The organism is Candidatus Parcubacteria bacterium (genome assembly GCA_021414235.1).
In the GTDB taxonomy this organism is placed as follows: Bacteria; Patescibacteriota; Minisyncoccia; order Phycocordibacterales; family JAKFXT01; genus JAIOOV01.
The window spans coordinates 1-21,647 of the sequence record JAIOOV010000004.1 but is presented as its reverse complement, the minus strand read 5'-3'; the positions used below and the strand labels follow the sequence as shown (position 1 = coordinate 21,647).

General features: G+C 56.6%; 20 protein-coding genes. 16 read left to right on the top strand and 4 right to left on the bottom strand.

The genetic code is table 11. From position 1 onward, the window contains the following. Positions 1 to 134: 134 nt before the first annotated feature. The 9 genes from K8Q93_00830 (at position 135) to pgk (ending at position 11,166) form a co-directional block, all read left to right on the top strand. Entirely contained in the window at positions 135 to 1,577 is a 1,443-nt protein-coding gene (locus tag K8Q93_00830; GenBank protein MCE9643783.1) for a hypothetical protein, read from the top strand. Positions 1,578 to 1,757: 180 nt separating this feature from the next. Further along, positions 1,758 to 3,527 carry a GspE/PulE family protein gene (locus tag K8Q93_00825; GenBank protein MCE9643782.1) on the top strand — a complete coding sequence of 590 codons (1,770 nt, stop codon included), beginning with the start codon at positions 1,758 to 1,760 and terminating at the stop codon, positions 3,525 to 3,527. A gap of 3 nt (positions 3,528 to 3,530) precedes the next feature. Further along, the gene (locus tag K8Q93_00820; protein ID MCE9643781.1) at positions 3,531 to 4,733 is read left to right on the top strand and encodes a type II secretion system F family protein; all 1,203 of its coding nucleotides are present in this window, start codon (positions 3,531 to 3,533) and stop codon (positions 4,731 to 4,733) included. Beyond that, on the top strand, positions 4,733 to 6,523 hold the full coding sequence (locus tag K8Q93_00815) for a prepilin-type N-terminal cleavage/methylation domain-containing protein (GenBank protein MCE9643780.1): 1,791 nt from the start codon (positions 4,733 to 4,735) through the stop codon (positions 6,521 to 6,523). Before K8Q93_00820 ends, K8Q93_00815 begins: the two co-directional genes overlap by 1 nt. A gap of 4 nt (positions 6,524 to 6,527) precedes the next feature. Next, positions 6,528 to 7,130, top strand: coding sequence for a prepilin-type N-terminal cleavage/methylation domain-containing protein (locus K8Q93_00810; GenBank protein ID MCE9643779.1), 603 nt, complete (start codon positions 6,528 to 6,530; stop codon positions 7,128 to 7,130). Continuing rightward, positions 7,127 to 8,542 (top strand): hypothetical protein, encoded by a 1,416-nt coding sequence (locus tag K8Q93_00805; GenBank protein ID MCE9643778.1) that lies wholly within the window; start codon positions 7,127 to 7,129, stop codon positions 8,540 to 8,542. The genes K8Q93_00810 and K8Q93_00805 overlap by 4 nt, the downstream gene beginning before the upstream one ends. A 48-nt stretch (positions 8,543 to 8,590) precedes the next feature. Next, the gene (locus K8Q93_00800; GenBank protein ID MCE9643777.1) at positions 8,591 to 9,292 is read left to right on the top strand and encodes a ZIP family metal transporter; all 702 of its coding nucleotides are present in this window, start codon (positions 8,591 to 8,593) and stop codon (positions 9,290 to 9,292) included. A gap of 28 nt (positions 9,293 to 9,320) precedes the next feature. Beyond that, positions 9,321 to 10,070 (top strand): triose-phosphate isomerase, encoded by a 750-nt coding sequence (gene tpiA / locus K8Q93_00795; GenBank protein MCE9643776.1) that lies wholly within the window; start codon positions 9,321 to 9,323, stop codon positions 10,068 to 10,070. Then, the gene (gene pgk / locus K8Q93_00790; protein MCE9643775.1) at positions 10,063 to 11,166 is read left to right on the top strand and encodes a phosphoglycerate kinase; all 1,104 of its coding nucleotides are present in this window, start codon (positions 10,063 to 10,065) and stop codon (positions 11,164 to 11,166) included. Before tpiA ends, pgk begins: the two co-directional genes overlap by 8 nt. 55 nt (positions 11,167 to 11,221) lie before the next feature. On the opposite strand, the gene K8Q93_00785 is transcribed toward pgk, so the two are convergent. Together K8Q93_00785 and K8Q93_00780 are read right to left on the bottom strand one after the other, a co-directional pair. Next, positions 11,222 to 11,425 carry a DUF378 domain-containing protein gene (locus K8Q93_00785; protein MCE9643774.1) on the bottom strand — a complete coding sequence of 68 codons (204 nt, stop codon included), beginning with the start codon at positions 11,423 to 11,425 and terminating at the stop codon, positions 11,222 to 11,224. Positions 11,426 to 11,494: 69 nt separating this feature from the next. Beyond that, complete coding sequence (locus K8Q93_00780) at positions 11,495 to 11,923, bottom strand: HIT family protein (GenBank protein MCE9643773.1); 429 nt, start codon at positions 11,921 to 11,923, stop codon at positions 11,495 to 11,497. A gap of 96 nt (positions 11,924 to 12,019) precedes the next feature. On the opposite strand from K8Q93_00780, the gene recJ reads away from it, so the two are divergent. The 3 genes from recJ to K8Q93_00765 all read left to right on the top strand — a co-directional run bounded on the left by recJ (position 12,020) and on the right by K8Q93_00765 (position 16,461). Beyond that, positions 12,020 to 13,732, top strand: a complete 1,713-nt coding sequence (recJ, locus tag K8Q93_00775) for a single-stranded-DNA-specific exonuclease RecJ (GenBank protein ID MCE9643772.1) — start codon at positions 12,020 to 12,022, stop codon at positions 13,730 to 13,732. A 500-nt stretch (positions 13,733 to 14,232) separates the two neighbouring features. Then, on the top strand, positions 14,233 to 14,910 hold the full coding sequence (gene rnhA, locus K8Q93_00770) for a ribonuclease HI (GenBank protein ID MCE9643771.1): 678 nt from the start codon (positions 14,233 to 14,235) through the stop codon (positions 14,908 to 14,910). Positions 14,911 to 14,928: 18 nt separating this feature from the next. Then, a complete protein-coding gene (locus tag K8Q93_00765; protein MCE9643770.1) occupies positions 14,929 to 16,461 on the top strand; it encodes a ComEC family competence protein in 1,533 nt (510 codons plus the stop codon). Here K8Q93_00765 and K8Q93_00760 read toward each other — a convergent pair. Then, the gene (locus K8Q93_00760) at positions 16,415 to 16,999 is read right to left on the bottom strand and encodes a Fe-Mn family superoxide dismutase (protein ID MCE9643769.1); all 585 of its coding nucleotides are present in this window, start codon (positions 16,997 to 16,999) and stop codon (positions 16,415 to 16,417) included. The genes K8Q93_00765 and K8Q93_00760 overlap by 47 nt on opposite strands. 46 nt (positions 17,000 to 17,045) lie before the next feature. On the opposite strand from K8Q93_00760, the gene K8Q93_00755 reads away from it, so the two are divergent. Together K8Q93_00755 and K8Q93_00750 are read left to right on the top strand one after the other, a co-directional pair. Then, on the top strand, positions 17,046 to 17,909 hold the full coding sequence (locus tag K8Q93_00755) for an MBL fold metallo-hydrolase (protein MCE9643768.1): 864 nt from the start codon (positions 17,046 to 17,048) through the stop codon (positions 17,907 to 17,909). Positions 17,910 to 18,037: 128 nt separating this feature from the next. Continuing rightward, positions 18,038 to 18,538 carry a hypothetical protein gene (locus K8Q93_00750; GenBank protein MCE9643767.1) on the top strand — a complete coding sequence of 167 codons (501 nt, stop codon included), beginning with the start codon at positions 18,038 to 18,040 and terminating at the stop codon, positions 18,536 to 18,538. 119 nt (positions 18,539 to 18,657) lie between these two features. On the opposite strand, the gene rpmB is transcribed toward K8Q93_00750, so the two are convergent. After that, complete coding sequence (gene rpmB, locus K8Q93_00745; protein ID MCE9643766.1) at positions 18,658 to 18,903, bottom strand: 50S ribosomal protein L28; 246 nt, start codon at positions 18,901 to 18,903, stop codon at positions 18,658 to 18,660. A 31-nt stretch (positions 18,904 to 18,934) separates the two neighbouring features. Here rpmB and K8Q93_00740 point away from each other — a divergent pair, with 31 nt between their 5' ends. Both K8Q93_00740 and K8Q93_00735 read left to right on the top strand, forming a co-directional pair. Beyond that, positions 18,935 to 19,543 (top strand): site-2 protease family protein, encoded by a 609-nt coding sequence (locus tag K8Q93_00740; protein MCE9643765.1) that lies wholly within the window; start codon positions 18,935 to 18,937, stop codon positions 19,541 to 19,543. A 253-nt stretch (positions 19,544 to 19,796) separates the two neighbouring features. Further along, positions 19,797 to 21,647 (top strand): helix-turn-helix domain-containing protein (locus tag K8Q93_00735; protein MCE9643764.1); only part of this gene is annotated, 1,851 nt, incomplete at its 3' end.

The following is a 21,647-nucleotide window of genomic DNA, read 5'->3' as shown; positions in this document are numbered from 1 at the left end:
CGGTAGTGGATATATATTATGCAATTCTCACCAAATTGTCAATATTTGGGCCGGTTGGGGAAGGCTAGGGGGTCAGACTCCTATATAATGTATGGGTCTGCCCGCTCTTTGAGCTGGGGACCCTCTTTTTACACATGGCCATTAGACTCTCTGCAAGCAGATTAGACCTTGGCTCAGCCAACCTCACCAACGCAGAGATGCGCGGGTGGAGTGAGACGGTGAATGCCTTGGGGAACGTGACGGGAGCTACTACTGTGGATCTCTCTCTGGGTAACGTAGTCACCGCCACTACTACAGGAGCTACTGTCTGGACAGTGGCGAATCCGTCCTCAACTGGCGCTTCTTCTTTTACTCTCGTTCTCTCCAATGGCGGTTCCCAGACGCAGACGTGGCCTTCCGGTACGCGATGGGCCAATGGTACTGCTCCTACGCTCAACTCCTCTGGTACTGACGTTCTTACTTTCTTCACTACAGATGCGGGTACGACATGGTTGGCTTCTAAAGGAGGGCCGACGCCTGTGGAACAAAGCGGACAGAAGCTGTTTGTGTGGGGACACAATGGCTCAGGTCAACTCGGTCTTGGAACGTCAGTAAATCGCTCCTCTCCGGTGCAGCTCGTAGGGCAGTGGTCATCACTATCGTTCGGAGACAATTTCAGTCTTGCCATAAAGAGTGGTGGCTCTCTGTGGGGGTGGGGGGCAGACAGCTCTGGGCAGTTTGGAATTGGGCTTACAAGTGGTAGTCGTTCCTCTCCTATACAGATAGCCTCTGGTACCTGGCTTATGGTCGAGGCCGGCTACTCTAATGTTCTGGGGCTTAAGGCAGACGGGTCGCTCTTTTCTTGGGGCTCTAACTCCCACGGCCTACTTGGGCTTGGCGATACGATCAATCGCTCTTCACCTGTACAAATAGCTGGGACATGGAGGTCTATTCAGGCCTTTGATGTGGCGGCAGTAGCTCAAAAAGCAGACGGGACGATGTGGGTGTGGGGAGCAGGATATGATGGCCAGCTTGGACTTGGCGATGTTGTAAAGCGCTCGTCTCCGACCCAACTTGTGGGTAACTGGAGAAGAATCATGTGCAATGCCCCATCAGGCGGAGGATTCCACATGCTAGGTATCCGCACGGACGGCACGCTCTGGTCTTGGGGGGATAATGGGAATGGCCAACTTGGCAAGAGTGACGTTGAGCTCCGCTCTTCTCCGGTGCAGGTGGGTACTGGGCTATGGAAAGAGGTGACGAAGTCTGGTCAGACCAGCATGACCATCCGTCCTGACGGCACTCTTTGGGGGTGGGGAGCCAGCGCGGTCCAGGGGTTTATTGGGGCGGGGGATAGCATCTCTCGATCATCCCCTATACAGGTAGGAGCTGACTTATGGAGCGTGGTTACTGCGGGCTACAACTCACATTTTGGTCTAAGGCCGGACGGATCCCTCTTCGCTTGGGGGTACGATAGGACCATAGCAGGATATCTTGGTCTTGGTAGTACCATTAAGCGCTCTTCTCCAACACAGATACCCGGCACTTGGTCAGGACTCAATAGTGGAGGTTTCCATTCAGGGGCTTTCAAATTTTGATTGTGCCCATCTGCCCCTCCTCTAACCGCCTCGACCTCGGGATATAATGTAAAAAATGCTATCTAATCGTCTCACATTCAATTCCAAAGCAGTCGGCCAAGATATCGGCTCGAATCTTCTTCTCAGACTGTATAACTAACGGCGAAAGATAGGAATATTTTGATATAATTGCCTCAACGTATGCACGTTGAGGATTCACAACTGCGGCAGTTCTTGCTCGACTCTGATCTGGTCACGCGTGCGGAGTTTGATGCAGCAGAAAAAGAGGGGAAGGAGAAAGGTCGGCAGACCGCCGATATCTTGGTCAGTAGCGGCAAGATCTCCGAAGACGACCTCCGTCGGGTGAACGCGTACATCCTAGGCGTACCCTTTGTGAACCTGAAGGGGACGAAGATTCCTGCGGATACGCTCGCGCTCATCCCCGAGCCGATCGCTCGCACCCACAATATCGCCGCTTACAGCCGTACCGAGAGGGGGTTAGAGGTAGCCATGCTCGATGTGCAGGATCTCTCTGCGATCGATTTTCTCAAGAAGAAGCTTGATCTAAAGATTCTGCCGCGCCTCACCGACGCAGAGTCCATCAAGGTAGCACTCCTCCAGTACCAGAAGAGCCTCAAAGCGGAGTTCGGCGACCTCATCGGCAAGGAAGCAGCCGCGCTCAAGACGTATCAGGATGGCTTCACTGGAGAAGAGAGCGATGGTAGAGGTATTCCAAGTGACCTAAAGAAGCTTGCGGAAGACTTGCCCGTGGTGCGCATCGTGGATTCGCTCCTCAAGCATGCCATCGTGCAGAGCGCCTCGGATATACATATAGAGCCTCTGGAGAAGGAGGTGCTGGTGCGCTACCGCATCGACGGTCTGCTGCGGGACGCCATGTCGCTCCCGCGCGATGCTGCTGCGAGCATCGCGGCGCGCATTAAGGTGCTCGCTTCTCTCAAGATAGATGAGAAGCGTCTGCCGCAGGACGGGCGCTTCAAGCTAGAACTCGAGGGGGACAAGGTCTCCGTGCGTGTTTCCATTCTTCCCACATATTTCGGCGAAAAGATTGTCATGCGCCTTCTACGCGAGGGCCATCATGGCTTCACGCTGGACGCTCTGGGCTTCGAGGGTCGTGCGCTTGAGCAGATACATAAGGCGCTCAAGCTCTCCTCTGGGATGATATTAGCGACCGGGCCTACAGGAAGCGGCAAGACCACTACTCTCTATACGCTCCTCGACATGCTGAATACGCCGGACGTGAACATCTCCACCATCGAGGACCCCATCGAATACCAGATGCCGCGCATCAACCAGACGCAGGTGCGTCCGGATATTGGACTTACCTTCGGGAACGGGCTCCGCTCTCTAGTGCGTCAAGACCCGGACATCCTCATGGTAGGAGAGATCCGTGACGAGGAGACGGCGGCGCTCTCGGTGAATGCAGCGCTCACCGGACACTTGGTCCTCTCTACGTTGCACACCAATTCCGCTTCCGGTGCTGTTCCTCGTCTCGTCGATCTCAAGATCGAGCCCTTCCTACTCTCCTCGACTCTCTCGGTGATCATCGCACAGCGCCTGGTGCGCACGCTCTGCTCTGATAAGGAGAGTCATATCTTGAGTAAGGAGGAACTCGCGGAGCTTGGAGAGAAGGCAGACCTCAAGGCAGTGCTCGCACACCTCAAGGAAGAGAAGATTGTTCCGCCGGAGGCTACCTGGGAGAAAATCCCATTCTATCGCCCTAAGATGTCCGCCGAGTGCGAAGATGGCTACAAGGGCCGCATCGGCATCCATGAAGTGCTTCCAGTCACGCCGTCTCTGCGTGAGAAAATCGCGGGAGGAGCCTCGGGCGACATCATCGAGAAAGAAGCACGGGCTGCTGGCATGCTCACCATGCTCGAGGAGGGGATAGTGAAGGCGGCGCGCGGCGTCACTTCCATCGAAGAGGTCCTCCGTGCGGTAACCACTGAGTAGTCTATGCGTACCTTCCTCGTTATCACTACGGACGTTTCGGGAAAGAGAACGGAGCGTACTATGGAGGCTGCCGACAGAGCAGCGCTCTTCAAGGACCTGCGCGCACTAGGGGAGCAACTGGTCTCTCTTTCCGAGGTTACTCCGCGCATGATGTTCGCGCGCCGGCTTTTCGATCGGGTCTCGGAAGAAGAGCTCATTCTCTTCTTCCGTAGCGTAGGCGGCATGCTCCAAGCGGGACTGCCACTCGCTCGCGCGCTTGCGGTGATGGGGCGGGAAGCGCGCACTGTGCCGCTGCGGAGAGCGGTGGAGAGGGCGGAAGCGGATATCAGCAAAGGCAGCTCGTTTGCGGAGGCGCTCACTCGGAGCGCGATATTCCCGGCGACCTCCGTCGCCATGGTGCGGGCGGGGGAGGAGGGCGGCAACCTCTCCCAGGTGCTCCTTCTGGTAGCGGACGAACTCGAGAAGGGGCATGAGCTTGTGCGCAAGGTGCGCGGCGCCATGATCTATCCGGCCATCATCGTCTCGGTGATGATCGGCGTCGGTATCCTCATGCTGGTCTACGTGGTGCCCTCGCTCACTTCTACTTTTTCTGAACTCAAGATCGAACTACCTTGGAGCACCAAGCTCCTCATCGGAGCAAGTGCTTTCCTTACCGAGAATGCGATACTGCTTCTCCTTGGGCTCGTGACCTTTGCCGCGGGGTTCATATTTTTCGCACGGTCTCCGTTCGGTTCCCGTTTCCTGGATGCTGTAGTGCTTCGCATCCCTCTCGTCGGTGCGTTGGTAGTAGAGACTAACGCGGCTCGTGTCTCTCGTACGCTTTCAACGCTTCTCACGGCAGGAGTCTCCCTCTCCCAAGGACTCACCATCGTGCGGGATACGGTAGGGAATGCGTATTACAAAGACGCTCTCTCCGTCGCCCGCGAGAGAGTAGAGAGGGGCGAAGCGCTCTCTGGCGTATTGAATACCTATCCGAAACTTTTTCCTTCGCTCGTGGGCGAGATGGCTTCGGTGGGAGAGGAGACCGGGAGCCTACCGCAATCTCTTTCTCGCTTGGCGCAGTTCTATGAGAACGATATCGATCACAAGACCAAGAATCTGAGTGTAGTCATCGAGCCGGCGCTCATGCTCTTGGTGGGTGCTGCGGTAGCTTTCTTTGCGCTCTCTGTGCTCGCGCCTACCTACTCTCTGGTGAACGCAGTCTGATGCCTTTTTCTTTTAAAAAAAACCGCGGGTTCACTCTGGTAGAAAGCGTCGTCGGCGTGGCGGTCTTCATGATGGTGGTCGCAGCTCTCTATCAGAGCTACCTCGGCCTTCTTTCTCTGGTGTCGCTCTCGCGCTATCGCATTGCGGCAGCAGATCTTGCTACCGAGCAGTTTGAGATCGCGCGCAATCTTCCGTATGAGGATGTGGGAATTATCGGCGGCGTACCGGAAGGCGTGCTTACTCAATCGCAATCTCTCGTACGTGATGGTTTCACCTTCAGTGTGGTGACTACGGTGCGTGCCATCGACAATCCTTTTGATGGAGCGGTGGGAGAGACGCCGTCTGACTCTTCTCCTTCGGACTACAAACAGGTGGAGGTAGAGATCGCCTGCGTAGCCTGTCGGAATACTACGCCGGTGACCTATTCCACCTACGTCGCGCCGAAGAACCTGGAGAGTGCGAGTGCGGGCGGCGCGCTTACGGTCACTGTGTTCAATGCGAGTGGCATCGCCGTGCCGGGCGCACGTGTGCAGATCCTGAATGCTTCCACCACCAAGCCGATCAGTATCGACGACGTGACCAATAACCAGGGCAAGCTTACGGTATACGATCTCCCGCCAGGCACGACGGAGTATCGCATCATCGTCTCTAAGAACGGCTATTCACAAGAGCAGACGTATGCGCCAGGAGGTAGTCCTGCGAACCCGACTAATCTGAACGCAACCATCGTACTCGGCAGCCTCACCTCCAAGAGTTTTTCAATTGATCGGCTCGGGACCTTGGCGCTCTCGAGTCGTACTAATACCTGTGCTCCTGTTCCTAACATCGCTTACACACTCACGGGGACCAAGCTCATCGGCACTAATCCAAACGTGCCGAAGTACCAAGCGAACAGGAATACGGGGAGCTCGGGTACGTACACTGATTTCCTGGAGTGGGATACTTATACGCTCACGGAGACGGATGAGGACAATGATATCGCGGGCACTATTCCGCCGTTGCCGCTCTCCGTCGTGCCTGGCGGCAATCAGAACTTCAGCCTGGTGTTGGCACCTTCGAGTGCCAACAAGCTCCTGGTGACGGTGCTCGATCAGTCTTCAGGCCTCTCGCTTTCGGATGCGGAGGTGACCCTTTCACGCGTCGGTTACACGCGGACACTCACCACCGATCTTGGCGCGGTGCTCCAGAGTGACTGGGTGCAGGGCGGCGGCCAGGCGACTTCAAGCGGACTTTCGAGCACTCGCTTCTCCTCTACGAATGGCAATATCAATACTTCCGTCGCTGGACAGGTCACGCTCGCTCAAGTGTTGGGAACCTATCAAGCAAGCGGAGAGCTCACTTCTTCTGTGTTCGACACGGGTGCGGCCAGCAATTTCACGGAGATACAGTGGAATCCTGCGACGCAGTCGCCGGTGGTAGGAGCTAATAGCGTGAGGTTTCAGGTGGCGACGAATAACGACGGGGGAGCCTGGGTGTTTCGCGGACCGGACGGCACGAGCGCTACGTATTACACGTCTTCCGGCGCGAGCCTGAACTCTGTGCATAACGGGCAGCGTTACCTCCGTTACAAGATGTTCCTCTCTACGGCTGTGGCTACGGCGACACCTACGGTGGCGGACGTGTCGCTCTCCTTCACCTCCTCCTGTCTTCCTCCGGGGCAGGTATTCTTCGACGGTCTCTCTACGGGGGACTACACTCTCACGGTGACGCGCGCTGGCTACCAGAGCGTGGACATCCCGCTCACCATAAGTGGCGGAGCGCAGTATTCTACAGTGACGCTCTCTCCATAAGGCTATGCGATCTTTTTATGAAAACAGGAGAGGGTTCTCGCTCATCGAGCTTACCGTGGTCATCGGCATCACCGCGCTCGTCGGTATCGCGGTCATCGGCTTTGCTCAGGATACGCTCAAGAATAATCGCACCATCGGTAGTTCGCTCTTCGCGAACCAGGAAGGGCTCAAGGTGCTGCGGGTCATGGTGGGGGAGATCCGCTCTGCGGGTCCATCGGCCGCAGGTGCGTATCCCTTGGCTTCTCTCGGAGCGAGCGATCTCACTTTCTTCTCGGATAGCGATGGTGATGGTGTACGCGAGCAGATCCGCTATTACGTAAACGGAGCTAATCTGGAGAAGGAGGTCATCCATCCCTCTGGCAATCCGCCGGTGTATACCGGGACTCCAATTACTAGCACTCTGGTGCGGGGGATCACGGCTACCTCTACGGCAATCTTTGCTTACTACAACGGCGCGTATACTGGTACCACCTCGGCGCTCTCTTTCCCGGTCGATCCTCAGGCGGTGCGCCTCATCAAGATGTCGCTTTCGCTCTCACGCGACGGCCAGCCGCCCGTCTTCGTGACGACACAGGTGATGCTCCGCAGCTTGAAAGATAATCTATGATCAGGAACTCCTCTCGTGGCAGCATCTTGGTGCAGACGATCGTCTTCTCGAGCGTGGCTGCACTGGTCATCGCTTCGCTCGTAGGTTGGGCGGTATCGAGCACGCGCTTCGCTCGCGAATCCACCTATCGCGAACAGGCTTTTCATATCGCGGAAGCGGGACTCGAATACTATCGCTGGCACCTTGCGCATGCGCCCTCTGATTTCCAGGATGGCACCGGGCAATCTGGCCCCTACCTCCATACCTATACGGACAAGAACGGAGTAGAGGTGGGGGAGTTCTCTCTCGACATCACTGCTCCTTCCGGGGGTTCTTCTCTAGTGGTGGTGCGCTCCACAGGAACGGTTACCGAATATCCCGACATCTCGCGCACTGTGGAAGCGGTGCTCGCCATTCCCTCGCTCGCCTCCTACGCCATCATCGGGAATGCGGATTTACGATTCGGTGCAGGCACGGAAGTCTTCGGGGCCGTGCATTCGAACGGTGGCATACGCTTTGACGGCCTTGCGCACAACATCGTCTCAAGCGCACGTTCCACCTATACGGACCCGGACTCACCTTATGGCACGAGGCATGCGGTGCAGACGTATCTCTCTCTCGCGGATCCCGCTCCTCCGACGGCTCTTCCTAGCCGTCCGGATGTATTCGCGGCAGGGAGGAGCGTCTCTGTACCGACCGTCGATTTTACTGGCATCACTGCTGACATGGCGGTGATGAAAGCGGAAGCACAATCCGGCGGCCGCTATCTCCCGGCTTCCGGCGGCTTGGGGTATCACGTGGTGCTCCAGGCTACCGGCATGATGGATATATATAGAGTGAACGGTCTGACGGCGGCTCCCTCCGGATGCACTGCTCCTACTGGGCAAGCGGGCTGGGGGACGTGGAGCATCAATACGCAAACGCTCATCGGCTCCTATGCTATCCCTGAGAATGGTGTCTTGTTTTTGGAGGACAACGTGTGGGTGGACGGGGTGTTGAATGGCCGCCTCACTATCGCTGCAGGGCGTTTTCCGGACGACGCGACGAACCGCCCCTCTATCACGGTGAACCAAGATATCACGTACGCTGCATATGACGGCAGTAGCGCTCTCGCGCTCGTCGCGCAGCGGGATATCAACGTGGGCTTGGTGAGCGATACCGATCTGCGGATTGATGCGGCGCTCATCGCGCAGAACGGCAGGGTAGGGCGGTACTATTACAGTTCCTCTTGTGCGCCGTATTCTGCGCGGGGGTCCATAACGCTGTTCGGCTCCATGATGACCGCCAACCGCTATGGCTTCGCGTATACGGACGCTACCGGGTATCAGACCCGTACGCTCAATTTCGATGCGAGCTTCATCTATGCGCCGCCGCCCTTCTTCCCCCTCTCTTCCGACCAATACTCGGTCATCTCTTGGAGGGAGGTGAAGTAGCAGGAACCCAGTTCCCATTTACTCAATATTCCGCTAGGCTCTCTGTATATGGTATATATCATCGCTCTCGCGACCGTCCTCTTCACCTATCTCGGGGGGCAGTTCGCGCTTCGTTTCAAAGATAGGCTTCATCTGGTGGTGGGTTTCAGCGCTGGGGCAATCATCGGCCTCGGCTTCTTCCATCTACTCCCTGAGTCATTCGAAGTCCTTGGTGATCTTCATCTGGCGGCATCTCTGATAGCTCTTGGGTTCTTCGCCTACCTCCTCGCCGACCGTATGTTCGATTTTCACTCGCACGAGGAAGAGGAGCGTCAAACTCATCGTGCCTCTCTCGGAGCAGGCAGCATAGCTCTCCACAGCTTCTTTGATGGTCTGGCGATCGGCTTTGGTTTCCAGATATCTACGCTAATGGGCTTGATAGTCGCTCTCGCCGTGCTCATCCATAAGTTCTCCGATGGGGTGAATGCCGTGGGCATTGTGTCTCGCCACGGAGGCTCCGATGCCGCTGCGCGTGTATGGCTTCTGGTTGTTTCCTTGGCGCCCCTCGCTGGTGTTGCTGTAGGTACGTTCTTGTCGCTACCGGAGAGGGTGCTTGGGGTGGCACTCTCAATCTTCTGTGGCTTCTTCCTCTATATAGGTATCGCGGATCTTCTTCATGAGAGTCATCATGCTCATCCGGGCTTCTGGACGACGGCTATGACCCTCTTGGGTGCTTTCGTGCTTTTCTTGGTAAGCCTCCTTCTTCCGTAGCCTAGAGAGCCTCTGTTACAATGGTTCGATGAAGAAATCCCTACTGGTTGTCGCAAATTGGAAGCTCCACCCTCAGACCCTTAAGGAAGCACAGACCCTTCTCTCCTCGTATGAGCTTCCTCGGGGGATGAGTGTGGCCGTCTGTCCTCCTGCACTCTTTCTCCAGCCACTCCGCAAAGCGCACAAGGGACGCATCGTTTTCGGCGGGCAGAATGTATTTTTTGAGAAGGAGGGTCCGTATACTGGAGAGCTTTCCGCAGGCATGCTGAAGGATGCTGGAGCTTCCTATGTGCTGGTGGGTCATGCCGAGCGCCGCGCTCTCGGGGAGGGTGATGATGTTATCGCGCGGAAAGTCGGCGCTGCGGCACGCGCCGGGCTCACTGCGATCCTCTGCGTAGGGGAGCGCGAGCGCGACGAACATGGTTTCTACCTCAATCACCTCAAGGGACAGCTCGAGAAGGGGCTTGCGGAGATCACTCCTCTGCTTCTCAAAAATATCGTCATCGCCTATGAGCCGATCTGGGCGATCGGCGCGCCTTCCGCCGTCGCCATCACTCCGCGTGATCTCCAGGAGACCACTTTGTATCTCCGCAAGATCCTCCATTCTATGTATAAAGACAAGGGGCTCCTGGTGCCGGTGCTCTATGGCGGCTCGGTGACTTCCGAGAATGCCTCCTCTTTCGTGGGCACCGGGGAAGTGAACGGGCTCCTCGTCGGACGCGAGAGCCTGAAAGGGAAGAGCTTCAACGCGCTTCTTGATATCCTCACGCATGCCTGACCTCCTTTCTCTTCCGTCGGTCGAAACCCTCGCGGATCTAGAGGGAAAGAGAGTGCTCCTCCGTACTGATTTCAATGTTCCGCTCGTAGGCGGCAGTGTGCGTGACACCCTCCGTATCGATACCGTGCTTCCTACACTCAGGCTCCTGCTTTCCCGCGGCGCTCGCGTCATCCTCGCAAGTCATCGGGACGATGGCGGGAGCCTTGCTCCGATTGGGGAATATCTCAATACGCACCTTCCGGTGGTGTTTGCGAAGGACAAGGAGAACATCCCTTCGGTCCCGGTGGTTCTCTTGGAAAACCTGCGTTTCTCTCCGCTTGAAGAAGCGAATGATGAGGGTTTTGCCAGAGAGCTTGCTTCGCTTGCGGACTACTATGTGAATGAAGCGTTCGCTGTTTCGCATCGAGCTCATACTTCCATCGTCGGCGTGCCGCGGCATATCCCTGGGTTTGCCGGGCTACGCTTCCTCCGGGAAGTGAAAGAGCTCAGCGCGGCGTTCTCTCCAGAGCATCCCTTCCTTTTCATTCTCGGCGGCGCCAAGGTGGAGACCAAGGAGCCCCTCATCAAGAAATTCCTTAAGAGCGCGGACACTCTCTTCGTGGGCGGCGTGCTCGCCAATGATTTCCTTACCGCCAAGGGTTACCCCGTCGGGCGCTCCGTGCTCTCTGACGTGCCTGCGGATGCTGAACTCGTGCAGCATCCTCGCGTATTCCTTCCGGAGGATCTGGTGGTCACCGGGGGTGAAGCGGGGAAGCGGGTGGCTACGCTTGCGGACGTGGGCCAGGAGGAGCGCATCGTGGATGTGGGGCCGGAGACGCTCTCTCTACTCAAAGAGAAGATCCGGGAGGCGCGCCTCATCCTGTGGAATGGCCCTCTGGGATTGTACGAAGAGGGCTATATCGAAGGCTCTTTGAGTCTCGGAGAAGCATTGGCTTCCTCCTCTGCGCACACCATCCTCGGGGGCGGGGATACGCTCTCGGCTCTGCCGAGCGCGGTGAAAGAGAAGATCTCTTTTGTTTCCACCGGCGGCGGCGCCATGCTTCACTTCCTCGCGGAGGGGACGCTGCCAGGGATCGAGGCGCTTTTAGAGAAATAATTTACATAGGCAAAACGAAAAATCCCCGCCATATGGCGGGGATTTTTCGCTAAGGCTACATCGCTGCGCAGTCGCGACAGCGGCCTTTGTGGGTGAAGATCTCGAAGAGTGCGGAGAGGCCTACGAGGATGTAGACCACGTTCGCGACGCTTGCGGGGATCCACATCCCGAGCTGCCATTCCGGAGCCAACGCCACCAGAAGCCAATTAAGGCCTCCTACGACGAGGAGCAGAAGAGCAATCATGTGTGCTGCTTTCATAGAGAAAAGGAGAAGCGTTACCTGGCTCGACCATGCCTCGCATCATTGTATACCTCGTTTTGTTCGCCGCTAGGCGGCCCTGTGCATATCCTGAAGCTTTTTCTCGAGTTCCTGGCGTTTCGCTTCCATCTCTTCCTCGCTTCGGGCAGTACCGCGCCAGTGAGTGAAGCCGTCTCCTTCGTAGCGGGGGACGATGTGCCAATGTGTGTGGAAGACGACCTGCCCTGCGGGCTTCTCGTTGTTCGTGATGATATTCACCCCTTCTGCGCCGGTGCTGATGAGCGCTTGGGCTGCTTTTTTGGCGGTAGCCGTGAGGGAGGCGAGATCCTCATCGGAGATATCCAGGATATTGCGGCTGTGGCGCTTAGGGATGACCAGTATGTGTCCCGTATTCACCGGGTGGATGTCGAGGAAGGCATAGGTGGATTCGTCCTCGTAGACCTTGAGGGAGGGTATGTCGCCCGTGAGTATCTTGCAGAAGATGCAGTCAGTGTCCATGTAAAAGAGTATACATTCTGAGATATGCGCGAGCCAGAGATACCAGGACACAGGTTGAGCTTAGTATCTCGGAGCACAGGTGGTACGATTTTCGGAATGGAAATCGCTTATCGCGTGCGTGAACCCGCTCCTCCTCTCGCGCATGCGGAATTCGCTGCGTATCCGGAATTGATCCGGAACCTCCTATATCACCGCGGCCTGCGGACCCGCGCGGAAGCGGAAGCCTTTCTCACTCCTTCCTATGATCTCCATACGCATGACCCTCTCCGTATCGCCGGCATGGAGAAGGCGGTCGAGCGCATCTTGCGTGCGATAAAAGATGAAGAGCGGATCGTGGTGTATAGCGACTATGACCATGACGGCATCCCGGGCGGAGTAATCCTCCATGACTTCTTCAAGAAGATCGCCTACCCGCACTTCGAGAACTACATCCCGCATCGTTACATCGAAGGATATGGGCTGAATTCTGGCGCGGTAGAGAAGCTCGCAGAGAGCGGAGCTAAGCTTCTCATCACCGTGGACTGCGGCATTACCGATGTAGAACCCGTGGTGCGTGCGAATGAGCTTGGACTCGACGTGATCATCACCGATCACCATCTCTCTTTTGGCGAATTGCCGCCCGCCTATGTCATCCTCAATTCCAAGCAGGAGCACTGCGACTATCCCTACGACATGCTCTGCGGCGCGGCGGTCGCCTGGAAGCTGGTGCAGGCGCTCATCGCCAAAGGCGACTTCGGCCTGACAGAGGGTTGGGAGAAGTGGCTGCTTGATCTGGTAGGGCTCTCTACGGTCGCAGACATGGTGCCGCTCACCGGAGAGAACCGGGTCTTGGCGCATTACGGACTGCGGGTGCTGCGTAAGACGCCGCGACCGGGACTCCTCAAGCTACTGCGTATCGCAGGGGTGAAGCCGCAGGATATCACCGAGGACGATGTGGGCTTCACCATCGCACCGCGCATCAATGCGGCCTCACGTATGGGTGATCCCCGGCTCGCCTTCGACCTGCTCTCCGCAAGCGAAGGGGGTGCAGGGGAGACGCTTGCGCGTGAATTGAATCGGCTGAACGATGCGCGTAAGGGAATGGTCGGGGCGATGGTCAAAGAAATGAAGCGCACCTTCGCTCTCCGTGCGGAGTCCCCAGTCATCGTCATGGGGAACCCTGAGTGGCGTCCGGGGCTTTTGGGACTCGCGGCCAACAATCTCATGGAAGCGTACCGCAAGCCGGTGTTTCTCTGGGGCAGGGAAGGAGGCGAGACGATCAAGGGCTCCTGTCGTTCGGATGGCACGGTCAATCTCGTCTCGCTGATGCAGGCGGTGCCTCTCGGCACCTTCCGGGAGTTCGGCGGGCACGCGCTCTCTGGAGGCTTCTCTCTCTTGCCTGAGGCGGTGCATCATCTTGAAGCGAAGCTCTCGGAAGCCTACGGAGGGGTTAAGGAGGAGGTGACCACCAAAGAGGCTGAGGTGGACGCGCTCATTTCCATTAAAGAGATCACTCCAGGTTTCTGGCGGGAATTATTAAAGCTCGCCCCTTTTGGTATCGGAAATCCCAAGCCGCTTTTCATGCTGGAGAGGGTGGAGATCTCAGGCGTGAAGCGTTTCGGCAAGGAGAAGAATCATTTGGAACTGGCGCTTACGGATGGCTTCGGCGCGGAGCTCCGCGCGATCCGTTTCTTCACCGGGGAGGACCCGTATTGGAACTCTCCGCTTTTCGAATTGAAGCGGCAGGTGAGCGTGCTCGGGCATCTCGAGGCGGAGAGCTTCGGCAAGAAGGGGGTGCGCATGCGCCTGGTGGACGTGCGTGCGGCTTGACACATCTTATTGAGAGGACTATCTTGGCTCCTAGGTAGCGTAATAGGGGGTACCGATGTTAGGAAGTTTGGAAGAAAAAACGCTAAATGTTCTTCGAGATGCTGGTAAGTTAATTTCAAAAGTCTTTGCTCCCAGACGAAAGTCCTCCGAGAAAAAGAATGGCTGTATGCTCCGTGTGAGCTTCAGCTGTCCCCAAGACGGAGTCGCAAGGTCTTTTGAAGTTTGTTTGCCACCCAAAACCCTGAAGGAGAAAGAGAGGAACTTGCGTGCGCGTGTCTACTGCGCGGAAATCCCTGATCACCCTCATGGTGTGGTGGCATTGGTGCTGAGTCGCGATACTTCAGCGCCTAAGCATGACCCTCTTCGAGGAGCAGCCTGGTACTGCCGCCTCGGTAATGGTGACGAGCTTAGGGCAGAAGTAAGAATCAACGCGTAGGAGAGCGCTGAGCAGCCGTCCGTAAGGACGGCTGCTTTTCTTTTTCTCGGTTATACTATTTCCCATGCCAAAGATAATCCTCTACGCCGACGGCAGCTCGCTCGGGAATCCTGGGCCGGGCGGCTGGGGAGTGGTCGCGCTTCTGCCGGGGGGAACCGTGCGCGAACTTGGCGGGGGAGTGCCTCATACCACCAACAACCGCATGGAGCTCACCGCGGCCATCGAAGGTCTTAATGCCTTTCTTAAAGAAGGTCCTGTAGAGGTACGCACGGATTCAAGTTATGTCATAAACGGGGCTACTAAATGGCTCAAGGGATGGGAGCGGAACGGCTGGATCACCTCTGCCAAGAAGCCGGTGGAGAATCGCGAATTCTGGGAGGCACTCTCCGCGCTCTTGAAGGAAGGTGAAGTGACTTTTAAATATGTACCGGGGCACCAAGGCGTCGAAGGTAATGAGCGAGCGGACGCCATTGCACGTGGTTTTGCAGGTAAGGAAACCATACATCTCTACCAAGGGCCGCTATCCATCTACTCCGTGGATCTAGCTAAGCCGATGGGGCCTTTGGTGAAGAAAAAAAGCGGCCCGGCATATTCCTACCTTAGTATGGTGAAAGGAGTCATCGAGAAGCATCGCACCTGGGCTGAATGCGAAGCGCGCGTACGCGGTGTCCCTGGCGCTCGTTTCCGCAAAGCTCATTCTCCGGAGGACGAAGCAAGTGTGATCAAAGAGTGGAAGCGTTAAGAGGATCAACCTCCTCCTATGCAGGGAAATGCTCTAACATTCTCCTGTCTCGGATTCCTCGCCGGTGTTGTCATTGCCACACTCCTGCCCCTCGTCTCTTCTGAAATATATTTCCTCTTCCTGCTTGGTGCGGCGCTCATCCTTCTCTCGCTGTTTGTAAAAGATCGAACGATCTGGCGGACGTATCTCTTGATTGCTTGTTTCATCCTCTCTTCTGCGCTCGGCGCCGTGCGCTACCTCGATACCCGCGAGTCTCCGTCTGCGGCGCTTATGGATGCGATTGGGCACTCCGTGCGCATCGAAGGCGTGATGCTGGAGGAGCCAGTGCAGCGCCTCAATAGCACTGCAATCACTCTGGAAGTTGATTCGCTCTCGCAGGGAGGCGTGACCTATCCCGTGGAGGAAAAGGTACTCGTCTCTTCGGAGCGCATCTACTCGCTCCGCTATGGAGATCGTCTGCGCGTGGAAGGGTCGCTCGTCCTCCCGCGCACCTTCGAGACCGAGAGCGGTAGGACTTTTGATTATCCCGCATACCTCTCGGCGAGAGGTATCTACGCGCTGGTCGAGCGTCCGCATCTGGAAGTAGTCGGCTCAGGAGAGGGAAGCTTTCTGAGGCAGAAGCTCTATGCCATCAAGAATGCGTTCCTAGAAGCGCTCGCTCGCGTACTGCCGGAGCCTGAATCTACGCTCCTTGCGGGATTGCTTCTAGGTTCTCAGGGCGCCCTTCCTCAGGAAGTGCAGGATTCCTTCCGTATCGCTGGCCTCAGTCATATCGTAGTGCTCTCGGGTTACAACATTACTCTGGTGGCAGATGCTTCCATGAAAGCACTTTCTTTCTTGCCGCTCCTTGCTCGCCTTGGCGCAGGATCGGTAGCAATCATCCTCTTTGTGCTTATGGTCGGCGGCGGCACGGCCGCGGTGCGCGCAGCCATCATGGCTATCCTGGTGCTCTTGGCGCGCGCCACCGGGCGAACCTATGCGGCTGGCCGGGCGCTTCTTTTTGCAGGTACGATGATGGTCATACTTGATCCGGGCATTCTTCTCGGCAACGTATCCTTCCAGCTCTCCTTTCTTGCGACGGCAGGCCTCATCTACGGGAGTCCCATATTCGAACAAATGCTCCGACGGTTTCCTGAAGCGTACGGCATCAAGGCGCTTGCCACCTCTACGCTCTCTGCTCAGATATTCGTGCTTCCGCTCATCCTCTACCACTCCGGCATTCTCTCCATCGTCGCTCTTCCCGCAAACCTTCTGGTGCTTCCGAGCGTACCCATCGCCATGCTTCTCGGTGCTCTCTTGGGCGGCATAGCACTCCTCTCTACGGCGCTCGCGCTGCCGTTCGCTCTTGTTGCGGGCCTCGTGCTCAAATACGAAATCAGCGCCGCGATGCTGTTCGCGGCGCTGCCCGGATCGTATCTCCTTGTTCCGGAGTTCTCCTCGATTCTTCTTGTAGCTGTCTATGCACTCGGCACTGCAGGGCTTCTCTACTGGCACTCCCAAAGGGCTATGCCTGAAGAGACGCGTAGCGAGCTTGCACTGCGTTCCAGTTGAGATTCTTGAAGAAGGCTTCCACGTAATTCTTCTTCTCCGCGGGGACATAGTCCACCATGAAGGCGTGCTCCCACATGTCGAGCGCGAGCAGGATGGGGAGCCCTGCGAGCTGGCCTAGCTCATGGTCTGATACCCAAGCGATGTGGAAGCGGGAAGCATCAGTGTCGTAATACAGGATGCTCCAGCCGATGCCGCGCATGAGCGCGGTCGCTTTGAAAGTAGCGAGGAAGGTATCTAGGCTTCCGTATTGTGCCGCGAGCGCGTCCGCGAGCGAGCCCTCTAGAGGGGAAGCTCCTCCCTCGAGCTGTGAGAAGTAGTATTCGTGCATGCGCATCCCATCGAACTCGAAGCCGCGGCGGCGCTGTACTTCGCCGAGAGCGTAGGCGTTCTTCTCGGAGTCTTTCATGAGCTCGGCGAGCGTCTCCTCGAGCTTGTTGAGGAAGGTCACGTAGCCTGCGTAGAGCTTGAGGTGCACTTCTATCTGCTTAGGGGAGATGCCATCGAGCGCAGGGAGATTGAAGGTTTTGGCTTGGTACATAACGTATGATTACGGGTAAAGTGGGGTCAGTATAACAAAAGGGTTCATGCATTCCATCAGGCGTTACGGACATTTTTTCATAGTCGCGATACTGATCGCCGCCAATGCTCTCATTTGGCGAGGGGTATCCACTTCTGCCGAAGCCCCGCTTGTTACGGTGGCTTTCCTCGACATAGGCCAGGGAGACTCCGTTTACATAGAAGCGCCGAATGGGAATCAGCTTTTGATAGATGGGGGAGAGGGAGGTGCTGTGCTTTCTGAATTGGCGGAGGTGATGCCGCTCGGGGATCGCTCTCTCGATATCGTCATCGGCACCCATCCGGACAAGGATCATATCGGAGGGCTCTTGGATGTGGTCCGCTCCTACGACGTCGGAGAGTTCCTTGAGCCAGGAGTTTCTGCGGATACGCTCATCTACAGGGAGCTGAAGAAGGCGATACAAGAGAAGGGTATTCCGGTGACACTGGCTCGGCGGGGCATGACGCTCCTGCTTGATGAAGCATACGGCGTACGGCTGGATATTCTTTTCCCTGACAGGGATGTTTCTGATTTTGAGGCGAACGATGCTTCTATCGTCGCGCGTCTCTCCTATGCCAGCACCTCAGTGATGCTTACGGGGGATGCGCCGATCAAGACGGAGCGTTACCTCGTCTCGCTCGACGGAGCGGAACTCCCGAGCGATATCTTGAAAGCAGGGCACCACGGCTCGCGTACCTCGACGAGCGCGGAATTCCTGGCAGCGGTCGCTCCTCGGTATGCGATCATCTCGAGCGGTAAGAACAATAGGTATGGCCATCCGCATCAGGAAGTGATGGCTCTGCTACAGACTTTTGGCATTGAAACGCTGCGTACGGATGAAGAGGGGACGATCGTCTTCTTGTCTGATGGTTTTTCCTTCGTGCGCGAATAGCAAGAATATGCACGTCAATCTGTCTTGCTGGCGTTGCGTTTCCTTTGTGGGGGTAATAGTCTGACGAACAGAAGTAGCTGTTTCCGAAACCACGACTTCTGAGTCGTCCAGAATGAGGTCCTACGGCCATGAATCACACTGATCCGAGCGCTGATGTGCCTGCGGCGTCAGTTTTCTCCGTCATTCTTGCCCGTCTACCGCTGGCTTTGCTATCGTTGCTTTTCGGTCTGATGTCCGCTCCTTTGCTGAGGGCTCAGATTGATAGCCTGACGTCGTGTCGTCTGCTCGCTCCGCATTCGGGAGCCTGTGAGCCCGAGGTGGTGTTCTTCTCGTGGCTAGCTTTGGTAAGCTTGATCCTGGGAACGAGTTACTGTCTGGCCTGGGTCATATCAAGGCTACGCTTTCTATCGGCGTTTAAAGCCCGCGCCGCTCTCGAGGGAGCCCCGTTCCGAGAAATAGCCTCGTGCTTTGCGGCGCTCGGACTCAGTCTCTATTATTTCTGGGCGGCGGTGGAGTTAAGTTTCTCCACCAGCCTCTTTCCTCTGGCTCTGGTCCTGGTGGGAATATTTGTCCTAACTCTCGATTTCTTGAAGGAATGGGCCTATTGCCGTACCGGCATTAAGCACTAGGTCGAGTTGTCGGACGGGTCGGATGTGAATCCCCATCGCGCGCTGCGCGGTGGGGATTGCTATTTCCCGCAAAAGAAAAACCCCCGAACCTTAGGTTCGGGGGTTTTTCTTGGCGGTTCCTACTTAATCACCCCTGCGTCCTTGAGGGCCTTGTAAGCGCCTTTCTTAGCGATGGTCTTGAGACCCTGGGTAGAGACGACGAGGACCATGGTCTTGTCGAGCTCAGGGATGAAAATGCGCTTCTTCTGGAGGTTCACCTGGCGCATGCGCTTCCCGGTAGGGTTGAACTGAGTAGCACGCGTGCGGTTGGAGTAGCCGCCGCCGTTGAGAGGTCCTTTTCCAGTGATGATGCAGATTTTTGCCATTAGGCTCGCATGTTACCATAGAAGCACCTATATGCAAGACCCGCTCTTCTTCGCTTTTTCCATCGCCATCCTCATATTTTCGGTAATTGCTCATGAATTAGCCCATGGTTATGCGGCTGATTCCCTGGGGGACCCGACCCCGCGGCTCGCTGGCCGCCTGTCTATTAACCCCTTGGTCCATATCGACCTCTTCGGATCCATCCTTCTGCCGACAGCCTCCTTTCTCCTTGGCGGAGTCATCTTTGGCTGGGCCAAGCCTGTACCGTACAATCCGTATAACCTGAAAAGTAGGGCGGGGGAGGCTTTTGTAGCTTCTGCGGGTATCCTCACCAATCTGGCCCTGGCTTTGTTCTTCGGGCTCCTGCTGCGTTTCTTCGGGGACGCTCTTTCGGCTCCAACCGTTGCCCTTGCCACCTCGGTGGTCTTTATTAACTGCATCTTGGCTATATTCAACAGTATTCCGCTGCCGCCGCTCGACGGTTCAAAGGTATTGTTCTCTTTTTTGCCTTTTCATCTCCTCGAAAAGACCCGTGCCCTTGAAGCGTGGGGACTCCCTGCCCTTCTTTTTGTTGTTTTCTTCCTCTGGCCGTTCCTTTCTCCCTTGGTAACGTCGCTTTCCAGGCTGATCATCGGCGCATAACTCCTTAAATACCCAGCGTTTAGTTCATAGTTTGTAGTTTTTACTATCTAGTCTTGTACCGCTCCCTGCCGACGTAAGCGAGGGAGCTTTTTAGATGCCACACCGAGGGAGGCGATAGCTTGGACAGGGCGGTTTTCGGTAGAAAATTTTACGTGTGTTTTAAAAGCGGACGCTTGCGTACTTTATCCCCAGCTTTTCGCCAAAAAAGCTGTCAATGAACCGATAACTCGGATAAAATACGGAGAACTTCTCTATGAGCGACGACTCTTTGATGGTTGACGGAAGAAGGTACCTTTCTTCCAAGCGCTCTGCCGAACTCTTTGGCTATTCTACCGATTACGTCGGCGAGCTCTGTCGTCAGGGTAAAGTGGCTTGTTTCCGTAAGGGGCGCCAGTGGTATGTGGAAGAAAAGTCCCTTTTTGCTTATCTAGAAACCGCCCGCGAGAAGACTGTTGAGCGTAAGCACGAACTCTCCCGCCACCTCTCCCGGCAGCTGAACAAGAAGCCTTCCCCTGGTTTCTGGAGCAGCCTGGACGTGTCTCGCACTCTGGTCAGCCGCATCGGCGCTTTCTTTGTCTCTCGCCGCCTAGTGCGGGCGAGCGCAGGCTCTCTCCTCGTGTTCGCTCTCTTCTTTGCGCAGACGCCGGTGGCGCGGGCGGGGCTTGAGGAATTCTCCCTTGCTTCCATCTTGCGAATCACCCGTTCGGTGACCGACGAGCTCGCTGCCTCTTTCAGGGCGACCGCTGTAAAGACCGGGGACGCGCTCGCCACTCTCGCTGATGGGCCGGCAGTCCTCCTTGGGGACGCCTCTGCTTTAACGCGATCCGCCTCGGAGGCGATTTCCTCGAGCGCGGAGAGCGTAACGGCTGCTGTCTCCGCTTCTCTCGGAGAAACTTCTGCTTCCGCGGTTGCTATGGCTCATGATCTGGCTTCTTTTCCCCGGGATCTCGCTCTCTCCCTGGGGCGTGCTGGAACGAGTGTGGGAGAGGCTTTGGGTAAGGTTTCTGAGGGGGTCATCGGTGGATTTGAAGGGACTATTTCCCGTCTGGGAGAGTCGGTGGAAACCCTCTCTGGGGCTATGTCTGCTTCCGTCGCTGATACCCGGGAGTCTCTCGGAGGAATTTCGCGTTCGGCTGCCGCAGCTGTCACCAGTACCCGTGAGGTGCTGAGGAGGAACCTGCTTGCCGCCATCCAGTACGAAGACACGTTTAACCTCATCAAGGAGGGCGTCAAAGACGGATTCGATGCTGTCATCGACAAGGTGACGGATACCTTGAACCGCTCGTCGAGTAGTACCCTGGGCACTTCGCCGAACGGTTCGGAATCAGCTTCCGGCGGTGGTGCCATGAGCGTGACCCCGCCTGTCCCTAGCGTTCCCCCAGTTCCTGCGACGACCTCCTCCGGCACGGGGAAGACTGTCACCGAGCGCATCATCGAACGTATCGTTCGTGTGGAGACGCCGGTCATTCAGAACATCACTCAAACCACTCCTGGGACAGTGGTCACTGGCGGCGTCTCTTCTGCGGCGCTCGATCTGCGCCTTCAGCAGGTGAGTAACGAGCTCCGCGCGGAAATTAGTCGCGTCTCAGGAGCGAGTTCGGCGCAGGTCTCGAATGTCTTCCATGTGATGGGGCAGGCCACCAGGATCGATCAACTCTCGGGCACGGTCATCACTTCTCCTTCCGTAAGCGGAGGCACCTGGAGCGGCGCTAATCTTACGGGGACTACTAATATCTCGAGCGCTTCCATCTCGGCGCTTACTCTCGGTACTGGTACTACTACTGCAAGTAACGGGTTCAATATCTCCGCGGGATGTTTTGCAGTGAACGGGGTCTGTGTTGGTTCAAGTGGTGGTGGAGGAGGATCGGGGGATGTGGGTTCTGGTACGGCTGGACAGTTTCCGTTTTATAACGGTACGGGTACGACGCTTACGGCGACGTCATCTATCTTCCTCACGGAAGGAGGCAACGTCGGCATCGGCACCACCTCTCCCTTCGCCAAGCTCTCCGTCGCCGGCGCAATCTTTGCAAACGGCAGCATCACCGGATCCGACATCACGGCTACCGGCACACTCAGTGTCGCAGGTGCTTCTTCTCTCCAGAAT